Genomic DNA, 15,231 nt, shown 5'->3' with positions numbered 1-15,231 from the left:
GTTCTGGAAATTATGGCCCGTCCCCGTCCTGAAACATTCGACAAGAAGAAGATCGTCGCGGAAAACCGGCGCGCGCGCTTCGAATATTTCATCGACGACGTGTTCGAGGCCGGGATCGCGCTTCAGGGCACGGAGGTGAAGTCGCTGCGCTTTGGCGAGGGCCATATCGCCGAAAGCTATGCCGAGGTGAAGGGCGAGCAGGTGTGGCTGGTCAACAGCAACATCCCCGAATTCAGCCACGGCAATCGCTATAATCACGAACCCAAGCGCCCCCGCAAGCTGCTGCTGCACGAACGGGAGATCGCCCGGATGCACGGAGCGGTCGAGCGCAAGGGGATGACGCTGGTGCCGCTGTCCATCTATTTCAACAGCCGGGGCAAGGCGAAGGTGGAACTGGCCTTGGCGCGCGGCAAGAAAACCCATGACAAGCGTGAGACGATCAAGGAACGCGACTGGAAGCGCGATCAGCAGCGCATCATGAAGGCGCACGGCTGATGGGGCCTAAAGCGAGCATGGGGCGCTTCACCCGCTGGTGGCATGCCAATGCCCCGACCCGCGAATCGCTGGAGAATAACCGCTTCCTTGCTCCGGTCGCGCATCGGGTGCTGGAACCCTCGCTGTGGCGCTTCACCCGCCGCTCGGTGCCGCGCGGCGTGGCGCTGGGGCTGCTGGTCGGCATTTTCCTGCTGATCCCCGGCGTGCAGATCGCGGGCGCGGCGCTGCTGGCGCTGCCTTTCCGCGCGAATATCCCCGTCGCTGCTGCGATGACTTTCCTCTCCAATCCCGCAACGACGCCGTTCATCCTCTGGGCTTCGGTCTATATCGGCAACTGGATGCTGGGCCGGACCGCCGATGCGTCGGGTTTCATGGCGCTCGTCAATGACCATGCGACGATCGGGCAATGGTGCGCCTGGCTCTTTTCGGAAGCCGCGCCCGCCCTGCTATTTGGTCTGGCGCTGATTTCCTTTGCCGCCGCGGCCATCGGCTATTTCCTCGCCGACTGGTTCTGGCGCCACCGGATGGGACGGAAATGGCATGCGCGCAAATTGAGGATTGGCAAGCGGCCTGAAAGCAGCGCATTGGAGGAAATCGCGCCTGTCTGATTGCTAAGGCAGGGCGCGGGTCCAGGGCGGGTGCAGGGGGAACGCGGGCATGGCCACGCGGTTGAAAAGTAGGGATGATGCGTGGTTGGCACGGCCACCCTCGCGCCTTGCCTTGCCGCTGCTGATCGTCGCCGCGCTGATCTCCGCTGGCCTTGTCCTCTATGCGGCGGGCGACTGGGCGCTGGGGGCCGGTTTTGGCGCTGCCGTTCTGGTGATCGCGGCGCTGCTGTCCTGGTTCCGCCATCTCTATCCCCCTGCCGCCGCCGATAGCGAGGCGATACCGGACTGGACGGTGGCGCGCGCCGCGGCCGATGCCTCGAATATGGCGATTGCCGTGACGGACCGGACCGGGCGGCTGGTCTGCGCCAGCGACCTCTTCGGGGAATGGTTTGCCGGTTATCCGACGCCGCCTGCCCTCATCACCGATGCCACCGCGACCGAAAAGCTCGCCGATGCCGCGCGAAAGGCATGGAAGGATGGCGAAGCGGCGGTGCGCGGCATGGCGCATGGCGCGCTGCGGCTGGATGTCGAAATCTGCCGCACCGGCCGCGCGGAGGATTATCTGCTCTGGCGCTTCACGCCGGTCCGGCAGCCGAGCGCGCTGGACGACGTGCATCGTCTGTTGACGGGGGAAGCGGGGCGGCAGCTTGGCGAAGCGGGCGTCATGGCCGTGCTGATCGGCGGGGAAGGGCGCATCCGCGCCGCCAATGGCGCTTTCCTGCTGCGCGCCGTCGGTCGGATCGACGCCAATGCCAATGGTCGCGATTTCGCATCCCATATGCGGGTGGACGACAAGGGGCGCCTTTTCCTTGCCCGCGAACAGACCGGCGGCCTGCCCCTGCGCTTGCTTCAGGTGCCGCTGCGCCGCGCGACCCAGACGGGCGGAGGGCAGGGCAGCGGACAGGATGGCCCCATGCTCCTCCTCCGGCTCTGTTGCAAAAATCGTGAAGCTTGAGCATGCTTGGCGGAGATTGGACGGACGGAACGATGACGGATTTCAAGTGGCGCCATTTCCAGGGTGATGTGATCCTGTGGGCGGTGCGCTGGTATTGTCGCTATCCGATCAGCTATCGCGACCTTGAGGAAATGCTGGCGGAACGCGGCATTTCGGTCGACCATACGACGATCTATCGCTGGGTCCAGTGCTACGCCCCGGAGATGGAGAAGCGGCTGCGCTGGTTCTGGCGGCGTGGCTTTGATCCGAGCTGGCGCCTGGATGAAACCTACGTCAAGGTGCGGGGCAAGTGGACCTACCTGTACCGGGCAGTCGACAAGCGGGGCGACACGATCGATTTCTACCTGTCGCCGACCCGCAGCGCCAAGGCAGCGAAGCGGTTCCTGGGCAAGGCCCTGCGAGGCCTGAAGCACTGGGAAAAGCCTGCCACGCTCAATACCGACAAAGCGCCGAGCTATGGTGCAGCGATCACCGAATTGAAGCGCGAAGGAAAGCTGGACCGGGAGACGGCCCACCGGCAGGTGAAGTATCTCAATAACGTGATCGAGGCCGATCACGGAAAGCTCAAGATACTGATCAAGCCGGTGCGCGGTTTCAAATCGATCCCCACGGCCTATGCCACGATCAAGGGATTCGAAGTCATGCGAGCCCTGCGCAAAGGACAGGCTCGCCCCTGGTGCCTGCAGCCCGGCATCAGGGGCGAGGTGCGCCTTGTGGAGAGAGCTTTTGGCATTGGGCCCTCGGCGCTGACGGAGGCCATGGGCATGCTCAACCACCATTTCGCAGCAGCCGCCTGATCGGCGCAGAGCGACAGCCTACCTCTGACTGCCGCCAATCTTTGCAACAGAGCCATCGGCCTCATGGTCTATACGTTCGCGCGGATCGGGGCGGCCGTCGCCATGACCGTTGACGATGCTTTCGTGCAGAACCGCCGCCTATGGGTGCGGCTGCACGAAAAGGGCGGTAAGCGCCACGAAATGCCCTGTCACCACAATCTAGAGGAATATCTGTTGGCCTATATCGAGGGGTGCGAGCTGCGCGAGCATCGCAAGGGGCCGCTGTTCCGCACGATCGGCCGCAAGACCAAGCGGCTGACCGCTACCCCCCTGCCCCAGCAAAGCGCGTTCGCGATGGTGCGCCGGCGCGCGGCGGCGGCCGGGATCGCGACCGCGATCGGCAACCATTCGTTCCGCGCGACCGGGATCACCGCCTATCTGAAAAACGGCGGCACCCTGGAGACGGCCGCGACGATGGCGAACCATAGCTCGACGCGCACGACGCAGCTCTACGATCGGCGGCCCGATGACGTGACGCTGGACGAGGTGGAGCGGGTGTTGATCTAGGCGGCAATCGCCGGCGCACAGGCCCAACGATCGCCCTGCCAATGAAACCCTACCTGCTGCGCGTTGCTGATAGCGGGCGGCTCGCCCTTGCGCCAGAATCCGAGCATCTTGCCCCGATCATCCAGATGAGCGTCGGCGACGATCGCGCGCGCGGCCTGGATGAACTGCCCATGCCCGAACACATAGACCAGCGATCCCGTAGGCATGGCGGCGAGGCGCGTTAGCGCCGCCTCGCAGCGCCGTAGCAGAGTGCCGAAACTTTCCGCCCCTTCCCCGTCGCAATAGTCCGGGTCCGCCACGCTCCAATAGCGTTCGAGGTGCGGCATCCGCTCCGCGCTGCGCGTGCCGTTCCAGCGCGCCGGTTGCAGATAGGTGAACTCTTCGATCGGCCACACTTCCACCGGCACGCCGGGAAAGCGCGCGATCGTCGGCGCGGCCGTCTGTTGCGTGCGCGTATAGGGCGATGTGACGATGAGCGCGGGCGCTTGCGTCCAGCTCGCCGCGACTTCGCGCGCCTGTTCCTGGCCCAGCTCCGTCAGCTCGATCGCGCCGAGATCATCGCAGGGCACGCCGGCGTTGCCGGTGCTTTGGCCGTGGCGGATGAAGATCACGCGCATGGCTATTCAAACAGTTCCGCATGAGTGCCGGCGCGCACGAAGTTCACCAGATTCCCCTCAATCGTATAGATCAGCAGGAAATCGCCGCCGATATGGCACTCGCGATGATCGCTCCAATCGCCTTTCAGCGGATGATCCAGCCATTCCGGGCCTAATGGCGCATTGTTGGCGATGAGCATCATCATCGCTTCCTTGAGCTGTTTCATGTTGTAGCGCCCGCTGCGCGACAGCCGCTCCCAATCCTTGACAAACCTTTTTTCGTAGGACGCCTCTCTTGGGAACGAAGCCCGCTTACTGCTGGCGGGCTTCTTGGTCGAGGGCATCGAACATTTCCTGGGCATCGGTGAAACGGGCGCGGCGGGCCTTCATCGTCGCGCGGGACGCCTCGATCGCGGCGCGCGTTTCGGCGTTCGGCACCTTCAGCTCGAACGGCAGCGCATGGTCCTTGGCGACCCGCGTAAGGGTCATGCGGACCACATCCGAGACGGTCAGCCCCAGCTCGGCCAGCACGGCGGCGGCTTCATCCTTCAATGTTTCGTCGATGCGCGCGCGCACGAAAGCGGTAGCGGCCATTGGAACCTCCTTGGTCAAGCCGATAATGTAGCTCAGTTGAGCAACAATTTCAATCCAGGCAGGGGACATGCGCCTGCCGCTGGCGCGGCACCGTGGCCCTACTCGCTTCGCTCCCCAAGCCCGCAAGCAGTCTTGGCCCAAGGTGACGACCCACATGGCGGGGGCGAGATCGCAAGCGGATCTCGCTTCATGGTGGCCGGAGCGCCGCTTTGCCCGATCGAGGATCACGGACAGATGCAGCATGAACCGCTGGACGATGACAGCGAGGATGAGGGCGGCGAGGATAGCTAGACCGCCTTCCCCTCCCCGCAATTCGGGGTTTCGTTGACGCAGCCGAACCGAGCCAGTATGACCACATGCAAACATGCGGTCATGTAAGGATATTCACATGCCAACAATCGCGATCATCAGCCAGAAGGGCGGCGCGGGCAAGACCACCCTCGCCCTGCATCTGGCCGCAGCCGCCGAGGATTCCGGGCATACCGCCCTTGTGATCGACCTCGACCCACAGGCGACGGCGAGCCAGTGGGCGGCATGGCGACAGGATGCGCCCCCGGTCGTGATTGACAGCGCACCCCCTCGCCTTGCCGCCAAGATCGAGCAGGCGACGGGCCAGGGCGCGGCGTTCATCGTGATCGACACCCCGCCCCATGCCGACAGCGCGGCGAGCGCCGCCGTCGAAGCGGCCGACCTGGTGCTGATCCCTTGCCGCCCCAGCGCGTTCGACCTGGCCGCGATCAAGACGACCGCCAGCCTTGTGAAGATGCGCGGCAAGCCCGCGTTCGTGATCTTCACGGCGGGAAGCCCGACCGCTCCGCGCATGTATGACGAGGCCGCGCAGCTCGTGCAGGATTATGGGCTGGACGCCTGCCCCCACCATATCGCCGATCGTGCCGCCTTTCGCCATGCGGCGGCCGAAGGCAAGACGGCGATGGAGATCGAGCCGAACGGCAAGGCGGCCGACGAGGTGCGCCAGCTTTACAAGTGGACATGCCAGCATGTAAACATGCAAGCATCGAAGAAGCGGAGGGCCAGCGCATGAGCAGCCGGAAAGGATCATTGCTTGCATTGCGGGATCGCGATTCCGCGCCGACGCCGGCGACGGCCGAGCCGGAGGGGAGGGCGGCCGCGCCGATCGCCCGCAGCACAGGCGCAAGCCCCGGCAGCGGATCGAGCAGCAGCCCGGTTGCGCCGAGCCGTCAGGGCAAGAAGGCCATGACGGGCTATTTCAGCCCGGAAATGTCGTTCGCCATGCACATGACCGCTCGCAAGCACGGCATGAGCCTACAGGATGCGATGGCCGAGGCGTTCAACGACTGGCTGCGAAAGATGGGGGAAAGCCCCGTAGGCAAGTGAGCATGCTCACATGCAAACATGCGGGCATGTGAACATGGCCGCTTGCCCGCATAGGGCGGGAATCAGCGCAGCGGCTTGCGTTCGTGCCGTTTCTTGCAGAAGCCGAGAAACGCGCCAGCAGGGCTTTTGAGTTCGGGCTTGCCCATGTCGTGCCACCACGACACCCATTCGTCATAGAGCGCATACACGTCATAGCCTGGCGCGGCCGTCTTGGCGTCGTGCATGGTTTCGGGGTCGATATAGGGCGCATCGTCGCCGGCGCTGGCGACCGGATCGGGCTTGGACTTGAGGCCCGACCGGTTGCGGAACAGGATCACGTCATCGTCCATCGTCACCGCATAGTCGGGGAAATGGCCGTGATCGGCGTCATGCTCGCAGACCTTCTTGACCAAGGCGCGGAACACCCGGAGCGGGCTGTTGGAGCCGCATTTCTTCTGTAGCAGCTCTAGGCCGATCTTCCATTCGTCCTTCACGCCGCAATGCTTGCGGGCCAGCTCATACATGCGCCGCTCGAACGGCTTGCGGAGCCGGAAATAGTCCCGGTGGAGCGTCAGGACGTTCTTGCTGATAACCGAGCGATAGACCCAATCCGACAAGGTGATTTCGAGATCGAGCATTCGCCCGTCGAACGTCTTGCGGGTGATCTTGGCTTCTTCGATCAGGCCGAAAATCCGCGTTTCCTCGATACCGCCCGTTTGAATGTTGGTCCGCACCGTGGTCCCGCGCAGGCGGGCGAGGGCGTCGGCCATCAGCCGATAGCCTTCGCCGCTGGTTTGCCGGTTGGTGGCGACGAGCATGTCATAGGCTTGCAGGCGCACCGTGCGGCTCGGCTGCTGGCCCTGGTTCATCTTCGCGACGAGCTGCGAAATGCAGTAGATCAATATGTCCTTGTCGTGGATCGTCGCCAGCCCCTTGCCCGAGGGGATAATCTCGATGACGTTGCCGTTATGCTCGTAGCGCCGCGTCCGGTTGTCGGGCTTGGTCGAGAGCGAAAAGACGGGATGCTCCATCGAGGCCATGTCATCCTTGGGGATGGCGTCCAGCACGTCGCAGATGAACAAGTCCTGGTTGGCCCAGTCGGCCCGAAGCTGCGATTTTGGTCATCTTGGAGAACACGTCGGGAACGGGCTGGTTGTTGTTGACGATCGCCCATGCGAGGAACGACGTTCCGCTCCGATAAGGGAGCGGCGTTATGAGCCTTGGCGTTTCGAGTGGGGATCTGATCGGCTCCTGGAGCCTGAGTTTTTCGGACATCGCGTTCGTGACCGGCAAAGCGGAGACGGCACGACTGGGATTGGCGGTTCAGCTTAGATTTTTCGCCGGGCATGGCTTCTTTGTGCCGGATCATGCGTCGATACCCTCCGACGGTGTCTTGTATCTGGCGGAGCAACTTGGTCTCGATGCCAAATCCGTGAACCACTATGATTTTTCCGGGCGCACCGCCCGCCGGCATTGCGCGGAGATTTTGCGGCATCTCGGGTTCCGCCGTATGACGCAGACGGATCGCAGGGCGTTGTCGAGGTGGATTTCCGACGATCTTTGTGCGGGCGGGCAGCCGATCAATGCCATGCTCGAGCATGTTTTCCTGTGGTGCCGCGACCGCCGTATCTATGGGCCGTCGCGCAAGGAGCTGGAACGCCTCGTCCGTTCGCAACGACACCTCTATCTGGAGGCCCTGTTGGCCCGAGTCCGCGATCGGCTTGCGCCGGATGCGGTCGCCTTGCTGGAAGCCTCGCTCGCCGATCCCGATGGCCCGACCGGCTTCAACACGATGAAGGGGGATGCAGGTCAGGCGACGCTCGAAAACATTCTTGGCGTGACCGCCAAACTCGCCTTTATCCAACGGCTTGCTCTTCCCCGAGATTTCCTATCGGTCACGGGCAAGGCATGGGTCGATCAGATCGTTCGCCGGGTTGCCGGCGAGAAAGCCTCGGAGATGCGCCGGCATGTACCGGCGCGCCAGCTCGGGCTCTATGCCGTTTATCTGATGGCGCGGGAAGCTCAGCTTACGGATGCGATGGTCGACCTGCTGATCGAGACGGTCCATAAGATCGGATCGCGCTCGAAACGCAAGGTGGTGGGCGATATCGCGAAAGACATCGAGCGGGTCTATGGCAAGGAGCGACTCCTGGTCGAGATTGCCAGCGCTTCGATCGACGATCCATCCGGGCGCATCTGCGATGTCATTTTCCCAATCGCCGGCAAGGACAAACTGGCGGCGATCATCAAGGAAAGCCAGGCAAAGGGCGCCTTGGATCGGCGGATCTACAAGGTGATGCGGAGGTCATGGGCCAATCATTATCGCCGTATGCTGCCAAGCCTGCTTTCGGCACTGGAGTTCCGGTCGAACAACGCCGTGTGGCGTCCGGTGCTGGCGGCCCTGGACTGGATCAGAAGCAAAGTGGATGATGGATGCCGCTACGTGCCGCCGCACGCAGTGCCGGTCGACGAGGTCATTCCGGCGAGATGGCGCAGTTCCGTCATTGATGAAGAGGGGCGCGTAAACCGGATCAGTTATGAGCTTTGTGTCCTCGCGCAACTGCGCGATCGCATCCGTTCTAAGGAAATCTGGGTTGTCGGGGCGGACCGATACCGCAATCCCGATGACGATCTTCCCAAGGACTTCGATGCGCGGCGAGAAGCATATTACACAGGATTGAACCTGACGGCGGATGCGCGTGCATTTTCAAGCGCCATCCGGGAAGAGCTTGCTCAGGAACTGTTGCTCCTCAATGCCAATATTCCCCGGAACGACAAGGTTCGGCTGCTGTGGCGCGGCGAGAACCGTATATCTCTCACCCCGTTCAAACCCTTGCCCGAACCCAGGGGTCTCGCCTCGATCAAGACCGAGATCGGCCAACGCTGGCCGATGACCGGGCTGCTCGACGTACTGAAGGAGGCTGCCCTTGATACGGGACTTCTCGAAGCGTTCGAAACATCGGCCTCGCGTGTTGCACTGCCGAAAACCGCGCTGGATCAACGTCTCCTGCTATGCCTCTACGGCCTGGGAACGAATGCCGGGCTCAAGCGGATCGCCGGCGCCACCCCCGATGTCAGCTATGAAGAGCTGCTGCATGTCCATCGCCGCTTCGTTCATGCCGCGGCGCTCAAGGAGGCGTGTGCCAGGGTTGCGAATGCGACCCTGGCAATCCGCAATGCTGCAGTCTGGGGGGACGCCGGCACGGCCTGTGCGTCAGATTCCACAAAGTTCGGAGCCTGGGATCGCAACCTGATGACGGAATGGCATGCGCGTTATGGTGGACGGGGCGTCATGATCTACTGGCATGTCGAACGACGCGCGACATGCGTCTATTCCCAGCTCAAGCGCTGCTCTTCCTCCGAGGTCGCCTCCATGATCGAGGGCGTGCTGCGCCATTGCACCGACATGGAAATCCAGCGACAATATGTTGATAGTCATGGCCAAAGCGCGGTTGGCTTTGCATTTTGCCGGCTTCTCGGATTTGAGCTTGCACCCCGCCTGAAAGCGATCGCTCGCCAGAAGCTGGCTCTTCCCGATGTCGGCATGCGAACGCGGCTTCCCCACTTGCAGCCGATCCTCTCCAGTCCGATCAACTGGGATGAGATCGAGCAGCAATATGACGAGATGGTCAAATATGCAGCCGCGATGCAGACAAAAACCGCCGACCCGGAGGCGATCCTGCGCCGGTTTAGCCGCTCCGAGGTGATGCACCCGACCTACAAGGCGTTGAGTGAGCTGGGCCGCGCGGTCAAGACGATCTTCCTGTGCCGGTATCTGCGCGAGGAGTCCTTCCGCCGCGAAATTCATGAAGGCCTGAATGTCGTTGAAAACTGGAACAGTGCCAATGGGTTCGTTTTCTTCGGCAAGGGCGGCGAGATCGCCACTAACCGCATCGATGAGCAGCAGCTCTCGGTCCTGGCGCTACATTTGCTGCAAGCGTCGCTTGTCTATGTGAACACCCGAATGCTTCAGAGCGTGCTGGTGGAACCGAAATGGACGGGCCGGATGACGCCGGATGATTATCGCGGCCTCACACCGCTGATTTACAGCCACGTCAATCCTTATGGCCGCTTCGACCTCGATCTGAATAGCCGGATCGATTTTGGGCGGCTTGCTGCCTGACCGGGGCCTTTCCGCTCGCACCATTTGGGTGCACCCGAACGTGACGATCGGAAGTGACATATACGACATGTCACAAAAGGGTGGTTCCGTCACCAATGTTACTGTACGAGGGCAAAGCCACCCTAATGTGACGGATTTGCCCATGACCCGCGTCGGCTACGCCCGCGTCAGCACCATCGACCAGGATCTCGACATCCAGGTTGCCCGGTTGAAGGCAGCGGGCTGTGAAATCCTCCGCTCCGAAACAGGCTCGGGCGCATCGCGCACTGGACGCACGGAGCTTGAGACGATCATGCAGTTCCTGCGCGCCGATGACGAACTCGTCGTCCTGCGTCTCGATCGGCTCGGTCGCTCCACACGCGATGTTCTCAATCTGGTTCATGAACTCGACCAGAAGGGAGCCTCATTGCGGGTGCTTGAGCCGGAGGTGACGACGGCCGGAAGCATGGGGCGGATGGTGATCACCATTCTGGGCATGGTCGCGGACATGGAACTGACGTTCATCAAGGACCGGCAGCGCGCCGGGATCGAGGCGGCGCGCGCCGAAGGCGTCTACAAAGGCCGGAAGAAAAACATCGATGACGATGAAATCCGACGCCGGATCACCGCCGGCGCGAGCAAGGCCAGCGTCGCGCGCGACCTCAAGATCTCAAGAATGACCGTCTATCGGGCGCTTGACGTCATTCCTTCAAGGATCGGGCTGCCGGAAAAGCCGCCTTCTGTCACCATCGCCCTGCATCTGACCATCGAGAACTTCAACAAGCATGGTCGTGGCAGAAAGCCCGCTCGCGAGCGCATTGAGGCGATGCTGGAGCGGGATTACCAGATGCAAAAGACCGGGAACTGCGATTACACGCTGACCGTCGCCTATGATCAGGGTGCCGATGGCGTCAGCCTCGATGATGAGATCGCATCTCTCCAGACAGAGATGTTCAACATCGCAGAGAGCTACAGGTGCTCGATCGAGACCGATGTTTACGAGATTGGAGGACAAGAGCGAGCCTGGTAGATCGCCATGTTCAATCTTTGTTCTTCAACATGGCCAAAATCGCAGCTTCGGGCCGACTGGGCCTAATTGGCGGGATCGAAGGGATTGCCGCGTCCCTTTTGCGCGAGAGTGAGGGCGGTATCCTCGCCCCGGGCAACTTTTGCCTTTCCGCTTTTTACAGGTGAGCTTGTACGATTCATGCTCTCACTTTATCAGCTACGGTGAGCTAGGCAATTATTAAAGCTCGCCGTTCGATCACAGGCAGGGCTACCCCAAAACTCACCGATGAAAATGTGGCTACCCCAACACTCACCGGACTCGACCCCAAAACTCACTTTTACCGACCCCAAAACTCACCGAAGGTTACCCTAAAACTCACGCGACTCGACCCTAACACTCACTTTTCAAGGCAGTTTTTGTTGGTTTTCTGCGGGTTTCAGACCCCCTGAATCTTGAATCTAGAAGAATCTTTGAATCAGAACACAAACGGTGAGTTTTCGGGTAGCCTTGCCTGTGGATAACTCCACGATCGTCGAACCCTCATCAAAAGAAGAAAAGCGCCGCCTCTTGGGGCTCCGCCCCGCCGGCTCGCGGCCTTCGGCCGCCCCCAGATCGCTACGCGATCCCCACCCGGCATCCCCATAATGAGCCGGCTACGCCGGCACGCTTTTAATAATGAACAAGGGTTGATCGCGCCGCAGCACCCAGCCTTCCAACACCACGCTCAGTTTCACCGTTGTAATTGGCTTTCCAGAAAAGCCAGGCGGATAGGGTGGTAATCAATCGGAAAGGGCAGGGAAGGCGGAAACGTCGCGACATGGGCTATTTTCGAGCCGCTAAGGCGCACTCCAGGCTTGGGGGCAAAGGGAATGAGGTTGAGATAGCAAACGCACTCTACGGGCTTCCTAGCAGCCTATTTTTTAGAAGCTAGATTTCCGACCTTCGGGGTATCATCCACCGCCGCGTCGATCGCTAACGGTGAGGCCATACCCCAAAACTCACCTTTAGACCGCCACAGCACGATTTTTAACACCTTCCGTTGATTGTGCGCGCATTTCTATATAGCGAAACGCCATCGGTTAGATATACAAACGATATTATTTTGTATGCATTTGGCCCGTTTAAACACGCTTTACCGGATCGAAATTCCCTGCGAACTCGCGATCGGCGTAGTAAGCGAGCTTGGTGGCGATGATCGGCCGTTGCCCCGCGAGGAACAGCAGTTCGAGGTTCGCCGGCATGGCGCGGACCTCATCGGGGGTGAGCAGGAGGCGCGCGACATGCTGGGTGCCGAAGGAGATGCCGGTTTCTTCCGCATCGAGCGCACGGCTCATCGTCTCGAACACTACCGTCTCCTGCCCGAGCAGATCGGAGACCAGTTTTGCGCTATCATGATCGTTGACGCCGAACACCTGCAACACGCCGGCGTTCGACAAGAAGGTGCCGGCGCGGCGCTCGTAGAGCGCGCGCAGTTGGTGAACGTCCTGCAAGATCGGCCAGAGCTGGATGCCGTAGCCGGCCATCAAGCTCATAGCGCGCTCGACGGGTTCGAGGCGACCCAGCGCCGCGAACTCATCGAGCAGGAACAAGACAGAGCGGCTAGGGGAGGCCGGGGCGCGTGTCAGATCGGCCAGCCCCTGCGCGAGCATCAGGCGCAGCCAGCGAGCATAGGTGGCGAGCCGATCGGGCGGCAGCACCAAATAGACGGTGGCAGGTGACGCCTTCACATCGGCGAACGCGAAATCGGACTGTCCCAGCACGGCCGTCATGCGCGGGCTGTCGAGGAAATGGGTATGGCGCTGCGCGGCCGACAGCACGCCGGCGGCTTCGCGATCGGACTTGCCGAGGTGACGGTTGGCGGCGCGCGCGGCGAGACCGCCCTGGGCCTGCATGGCCTCCAGCATGGTCGGGAAAATGGCAGGTGCAAGGGTCAGCCGGTCGCGGAGCGTACCAAGGGTGCGCGTCGCTGGCGGCTCGCTGGTGACAATCGACAGGATGATGCCGGCGATCAGCGCCTTGGCTTCCTCGTTCCAGTGCGCCTCTCCGGCTTCGCCGGGGGCGTCATAGACCAGCGCATCGGCCAGCGTCATGCAGTCGTCCGCGAGATCAAGGCTGTCCGGGTCGATCCGGTCGAGCGGATTGAACGCGGCCGAGGGAAGCCCCGTCACCCCGAAGGGATCGAGGACATGGACCGGGCCGAATGTCCCACGCTGGCGCGCGGTGATGCGGGCGTTCTCGCCCTTGGGGTCGATGCAGACGACTGGCCCCGGATAGTCGAGCAGGTTAGGAATGATCGTGCCCACGCCCTTGCCGGTGCGCGTCGGCGCAATCGTCAGCAAATGGGCGGGGCCGGCATAGCGCAGCAGCTTGCCCGATTTGCGGTCGCGGCCAATTATCAGGCCGTCGCCATTTTGGGCGAGGGGGCGCGTCTCGCGATCCGTGGCGAAGCGGGCCGAGCCGTGGGTGTCGTCGGGGCCGCCATAAGCAAGGATGAGGGGTTGGAACAGCGCGCGCAGCGTGATGAGAATGACGACCAGGCCCGTCAGCATCATGATGGTCTGGTAGAGGTTGGAATCGTGGGCCAGGCCGATCAGCGTGCGAAAGATGAACTGCATGCCCAGGCCGAGCACGATGGCTGTCGCGAGGAACAGGAACAGCACGCCGAGCAGATGACGGATCAACCTTATGGGACTGAGCGTGAAGGCCGTGATCGCCCATATAGGATTCTGACGTGATATGCGGGCGAGGTTGCGGATTGCGCGGCCAAGCTGGCGGAGCCATTCCATGTCAGGCCGCCTGGAACATGGTCATGCGGATGATGCCGGGAGAGGATTCGATTTCAGCTTCTATTGCTGAAACCTCCTCCATCCTGTCGCTGGGCCAGTCGCGTGAAACGCTGACACCACCCTGATCGGTCTCGATTTCGATGAGTCGGGTTTGCGGCGAGAGATCAAGCAGGCGGACAAGCCGGTCGCAAAGGTCGGGCGAGATCCGATGCACGCCTGACCCGACCATCAGGAGCTGCCATGAACGGGGAACGCGGTCAGTCATTGATCCTCCACATTCTTGCGCGCACGAAGCGCACTCTTTCAGCGACCGGAACGAGAGGCAGGGACACAAGCTCATAGCCAAGGTCGGCATAGACCGTGACCATCGCCTCATATGTCGCCTGCGCTTCCAAAAAGTCCTGCTTCCATTCCGCGTTCTGTCCGAAAATCTTGCGCCAGGGCGGAGCGATGAACACCCGGCGCTGGTAGCGAAACAGATCGGCGGCGCGTGCGACATGAGCAGGAACGGGCAACCCGCATAGGTGCAGATAGCCCGACACATCAGGAACGCCGCGATCAAAGATCACCGGGCCTTTTCTGTTATGCGCCTCATGCCAGGATCGTAGCTCCCAGCCCAGCATCAGTTCAGCGAAGGCCCCGCGATCGGCCCAGGGGAGGGCGGTGCCGCCGATGGCGACCTGATCGCGAATAATGGCGCGACCGGCTTCGGGCATATGGTGGAAGCCCCACGCAGCCAATGCATCGATCAGCGTGGTTTTGCCCGAACCGGGGCCGCCGGTAATGATATGAAAATCGGGCCGCTCAGCCATGGCCGAATTGCTCTCTGTTACCCTCCGCGTCTGCGTCGAACGCGCGTTTGCCGCGCCGCTTCCACAGCGCGAGCGCGTTGCCATCTTCACGCGCCTTCGCGGCAAGATCGAGCAGTGCCCCGTAGAGGGTGGCACGATCATCATCGGCCAGCTCGACCAGGCCGGCTTTCTGGATGAGGCCGCCTAGTTCTATGAGATGGCGGGTGCGCTCGCGTCGGGCCATGATCCATTCCCTTGTGTCGGTCCGACGATGGCTTGCCTCGACACGGCGGATAGCATGATGCGTGCGCACCATCGCCTTACCGGTCTCCGCGACATCAGCCGCGAGCCTTTTTCCCACGTCGCTGAAAGAAGGTGGAGCCTTTCGCGCGCCAAGCCTCCCTTTCTTCCGCATCCGCGGATTCCACGGCAGCAAGCAACGCACCGGCGAGCGTATCGAGATCGAGCACGTCGGCACCGGTCGACGTGACGAGTTCGCCTAGCTGCTGCACCTTCTTCACCTTGAGAGCGCGGGCCTTGTCGCCCAGCGCCTTCAGTTCGGCGTCATAGTCACGGACCTTACGCATATTCTCTCCGTCGCGCTCGAGGCTGAGAGC

General features: G+C 62.0%; 16 protein-coding genes and 3 pseudogenes. 10 read left to right on the top strand and 9 right to left on the bottom strand.

Annotation, left to right across the window (positions count from 1 at the left end; genetic code table 11):
• Positions 1-12: 12 nt before the first annotated feature.
• From smpB to ATN00_RS01275, 5 genes and pseudogenes are all read left to right on the top strand, one after another.
• Entirely contained in the window at positions 13-495 is a 483-nt protein-coding gene (gene smpB / locus ATN00_RS01295; RefSeq protein WP_062061107.1) for an SsrA-binding protein SmpB, read from the top strand.
• Positions 495-1,103: a DUF2062 domain-containing protein gene (locus ATN00_RS01290; protein WP_231746352.1), complete on the top strand. Its 609-nt coding sequence runs from the start codon at positions 495-497 to the stop codon at positions 1,101-1,103. The genes smpB and ATN00_RS01290 overlap by 1 nt, the downstream gene beginning before the upstream one ends.
• A 49-nt stretch (positions 1,104-1,152) precedes the next feature.
• Positions 1,153-2,028 (top strand): annotated as a pseudogene (locus ATN00_RS01285) (hybrid sensor histidine kinase/response regulator); the annotation flags it as partial.
• Positions 2,029-2,090: 62 nt separating this feature from the next.
• Entirely contained in the window at positions 2,091-2,855 is a 765-nt protein-coding gene (locus tag ATN00_RS01280) for an IS6-like element IS6100 family transposase (RefSeq protein ID WP_001389365.1), read from the top strand.
• Between the two features lie 39 nt (positions 2,856-2,894).
• Positions 2,895-3,401: pseudogene (locus ATN00_RS01275) on the top strand (tyrosine-type recombinase/integrase); the annotation flags it as partial.
• On the opposite strand, the gene ATN00_RS01270 reads toward ATN00_RS01275, so the two are convergent.
• The 3 genes from ATN00_RS01270 to ATN00_RS01260 are packed head-to-tail and all read right to left on the bottom strand — an operon-like array spanning position 3,398 to position 4,591.
• Complete coding sequence (locus ATN00_RS01270) at positions 3,398-4,018, bottom strand: histidine phosphatase family protein (RefSeq protein ID WP_062061104.1); 621 nt, start codon at positions 4,016-4,018, stop codon at positions 3,398-3,400. The pseudogene ATN00_RS01275 and the gene ATN00_RS01270 overlap by 4 nt on opposite strands.
• A gap of 2 nt (positions 4,019-4,020) precedes the next feature.
• Positions 4,021-4,341 (bottom strand): type II toxin-antitoxin system YafQ family toxin, encoded by a 321-nt coding sequence (locus ATN00_RS01265; RefSeq protein WP_062061101.1) that lies wholly within the window; start codon positions 4,339-4,341, stop codon positions 4,021-4,023.
• Positions 4,310-4,591 carry a type II toxin-antitoxin system RelB/DinJ family antitoxin gene (locus tag ATN00_RS01260; RefSeq protein WP_017501687.1) on the bottom strand — a complete coding sequence of 94 codons (282 nt, stop codon included), beginning with the start codon at positions 4,589-4,591 and terminating at the stop codon, positions 4,310-4,312. Before ATN00_RS01260 ends, ATN00_RS01265 begins: the two co-directional genes overlap by 32 nt.
• Positions 4,592-4,783: 192 nt before the next feature.
• On the opposite strand from ATN00_RS01260, the pseudogene ATN00_RS24340 reads away from it, so the two are divergent.
• The 3 genes and pseudogenes from ATN00_RS24340 to ATN00_RS01250 form a co-directional block, all read left to right on the top strand.
• Positions 4,784-4,882 (top strand): annotated as a pseudogene (locus ATN00_RS24340) (transcription elongation protein SprT); the annotation flags it as partial.
• A 97-nt stretch (positions 4,883-4,979) separates the two neighbouring features.
• On the top strand, positions 4,980-5,633 hold the full coding sequence (gene parA, locus ATN00_RS01255) for a ParA family partition ATPase (RefSeq protein ID WP_044663650.1): 654 nt from the start codon (positions 4,980-4,982) through the stop codon (positions 5,631-5,633).
• On the top strand, positions 5,630-5,947 hold the full coding sequence (locus ATN00_RS01250; RefSeq protein WP_030093241.1) for a ribbon-helix-helix domain-containing protein: 318 nt from the start codon (positions 5,630-5,632) through the stop codon (positions 5,945-5,947). The genes parA and ATN00_RS01250 overlap by 4 nt, the downstream gene beginning before the upstream one ends.
• Before the next feature lie 62 nt (positions 5,948-6,009).
• Here the strand turns inward: ATN00_RS01250 and ATN00_RS01245 are convergent, their stop codons facing one another.
• Positions 6,010-7,008 (bottom strand): replication initiator protein A, encoded by a 999-nt coding sequence (locus ATN00_RS01245; RefSeq protein WP_156415191.1) that lies wholly within the window; start codon positions 7,006-7,008, stop codon positions 6,010-6,012.
• Positions 7,009-7,139: 131 nt separating this feature from the next.
• On the opposite strand from ATN00_RS01245, the gene ATN00_RS01240 reads away from it, so the two are divergent.
• Both ATN00_RS01240 and ATN00_RS01235 read left to right on the top strand, forming a co-directional pair.
• A complete protein-coding gene (locus tag ATN00_RS01240; protein ID WP_006961814.1) occupies positions 7,140-10,049 on the top strand; it encodes a Tn3 family transposase in 2,910 nt (969 codons plus the stop codon).
• A 40-nt stretch (positions 10,050-10,089) separates the two neighbouring features.
• The gene (locus tag ATN00_RS01235) at positions 10,090-11,058 is read left to right on the top strand and encodes a recombinase family protein (RefSeq protein WP_225870698.1); all 969 of its coding nucleotides are present in this window, start codon (positions 10,090-10,092) and stop codon (positions 11,056-11,058) included.
• Between the two features lie 1,100 nt (positions 11,059-12,158).
• Here ATN00_RS01235 and ATN00_RS01230 read toward each other — a convergent pair.
• The 5 genes from ATN00_RS01230 to ATN00_RS01210 form a co-directional block, all read right to left on the bottom strand.
• On the bottom strand, positions 12,159-13,823 hold the full coding sequence (locus ATN00_RS01230) for a type IV secretory system conjugative DNA transfer family protein (RefSeq protein WP_062061097.1): 1,665 nt from the start codon (positions 13,821-13,823) through the stop codon (positions 12,159-12,161).
• Position 13,824: 1 nt separating this feature from the next.
• Positions 13,825-14,088: a hypothetical protein gene (locus ATN00_RS01225; protein ID WP_062061094.1), complete on the bottom strand. Its 264-nt coding sequence runs from the start codon at positions 14,086-14,088 to the stop codon at positions 13,825-13,827.
• Positions 14,081-14,635, bottom strand: coding sequence for an AAA family ATPase (locus tag ATN00_RS01220; RefSeq protein WP_062061091.1), 555 nt, complete (start codon positions 14,633-14,635; stop codon positions 14,081-14,083). The genes ATN00_RS01225 and ATN00_RS01220 overlap by 8 nt, the downstream gene beginning before the upstream one ends.
• Positions 14,628-14,858 carry a conjugal transfer protein TraD gene (locus tag ATN00_RS01215; protein ID WP_062068250.1) on the bottom strand — a complete coding sequence of 77 codons (231 nt, stop codon included), beginning with the start codon at positions 14,856-14,858 and terminating at the stop codon, positions 14,628-14,630. Before ATN00_RS01215 ends, ATN00_RS01220 begins: the two co-directional genes overlap by 8 nt.
• A gap of 94 nt (positions 14,859-14,952) precedes the next feature.
• The gene (locus ATN00_RS01210; RefSeq protein WP_062061088.1) at positions 14,953-15,201 is read right to left on the bottom strand and encodes a conjugal transfer protein TraD; all 249 of its coding nucleotides are present in this window, start codon (positions 15,199-15,201) and stop codon (positions 14,953-14,955) included.
• Positions 15,202-15,231 lie beyond the last annotated feature (30 nt).

This window comes from Sphingobium baderi, assembly GCF_001456115.1.
GTDB lineage: Bacteria > Pseudomonadota > Alphaproteobacteria > Sphingomonadales > Sphingomonadaceae > Sphingobium > Sphingobium baderi_A.
This window is presented reverse-complemented; position numbering and strand designations above follow the sequence as displayed.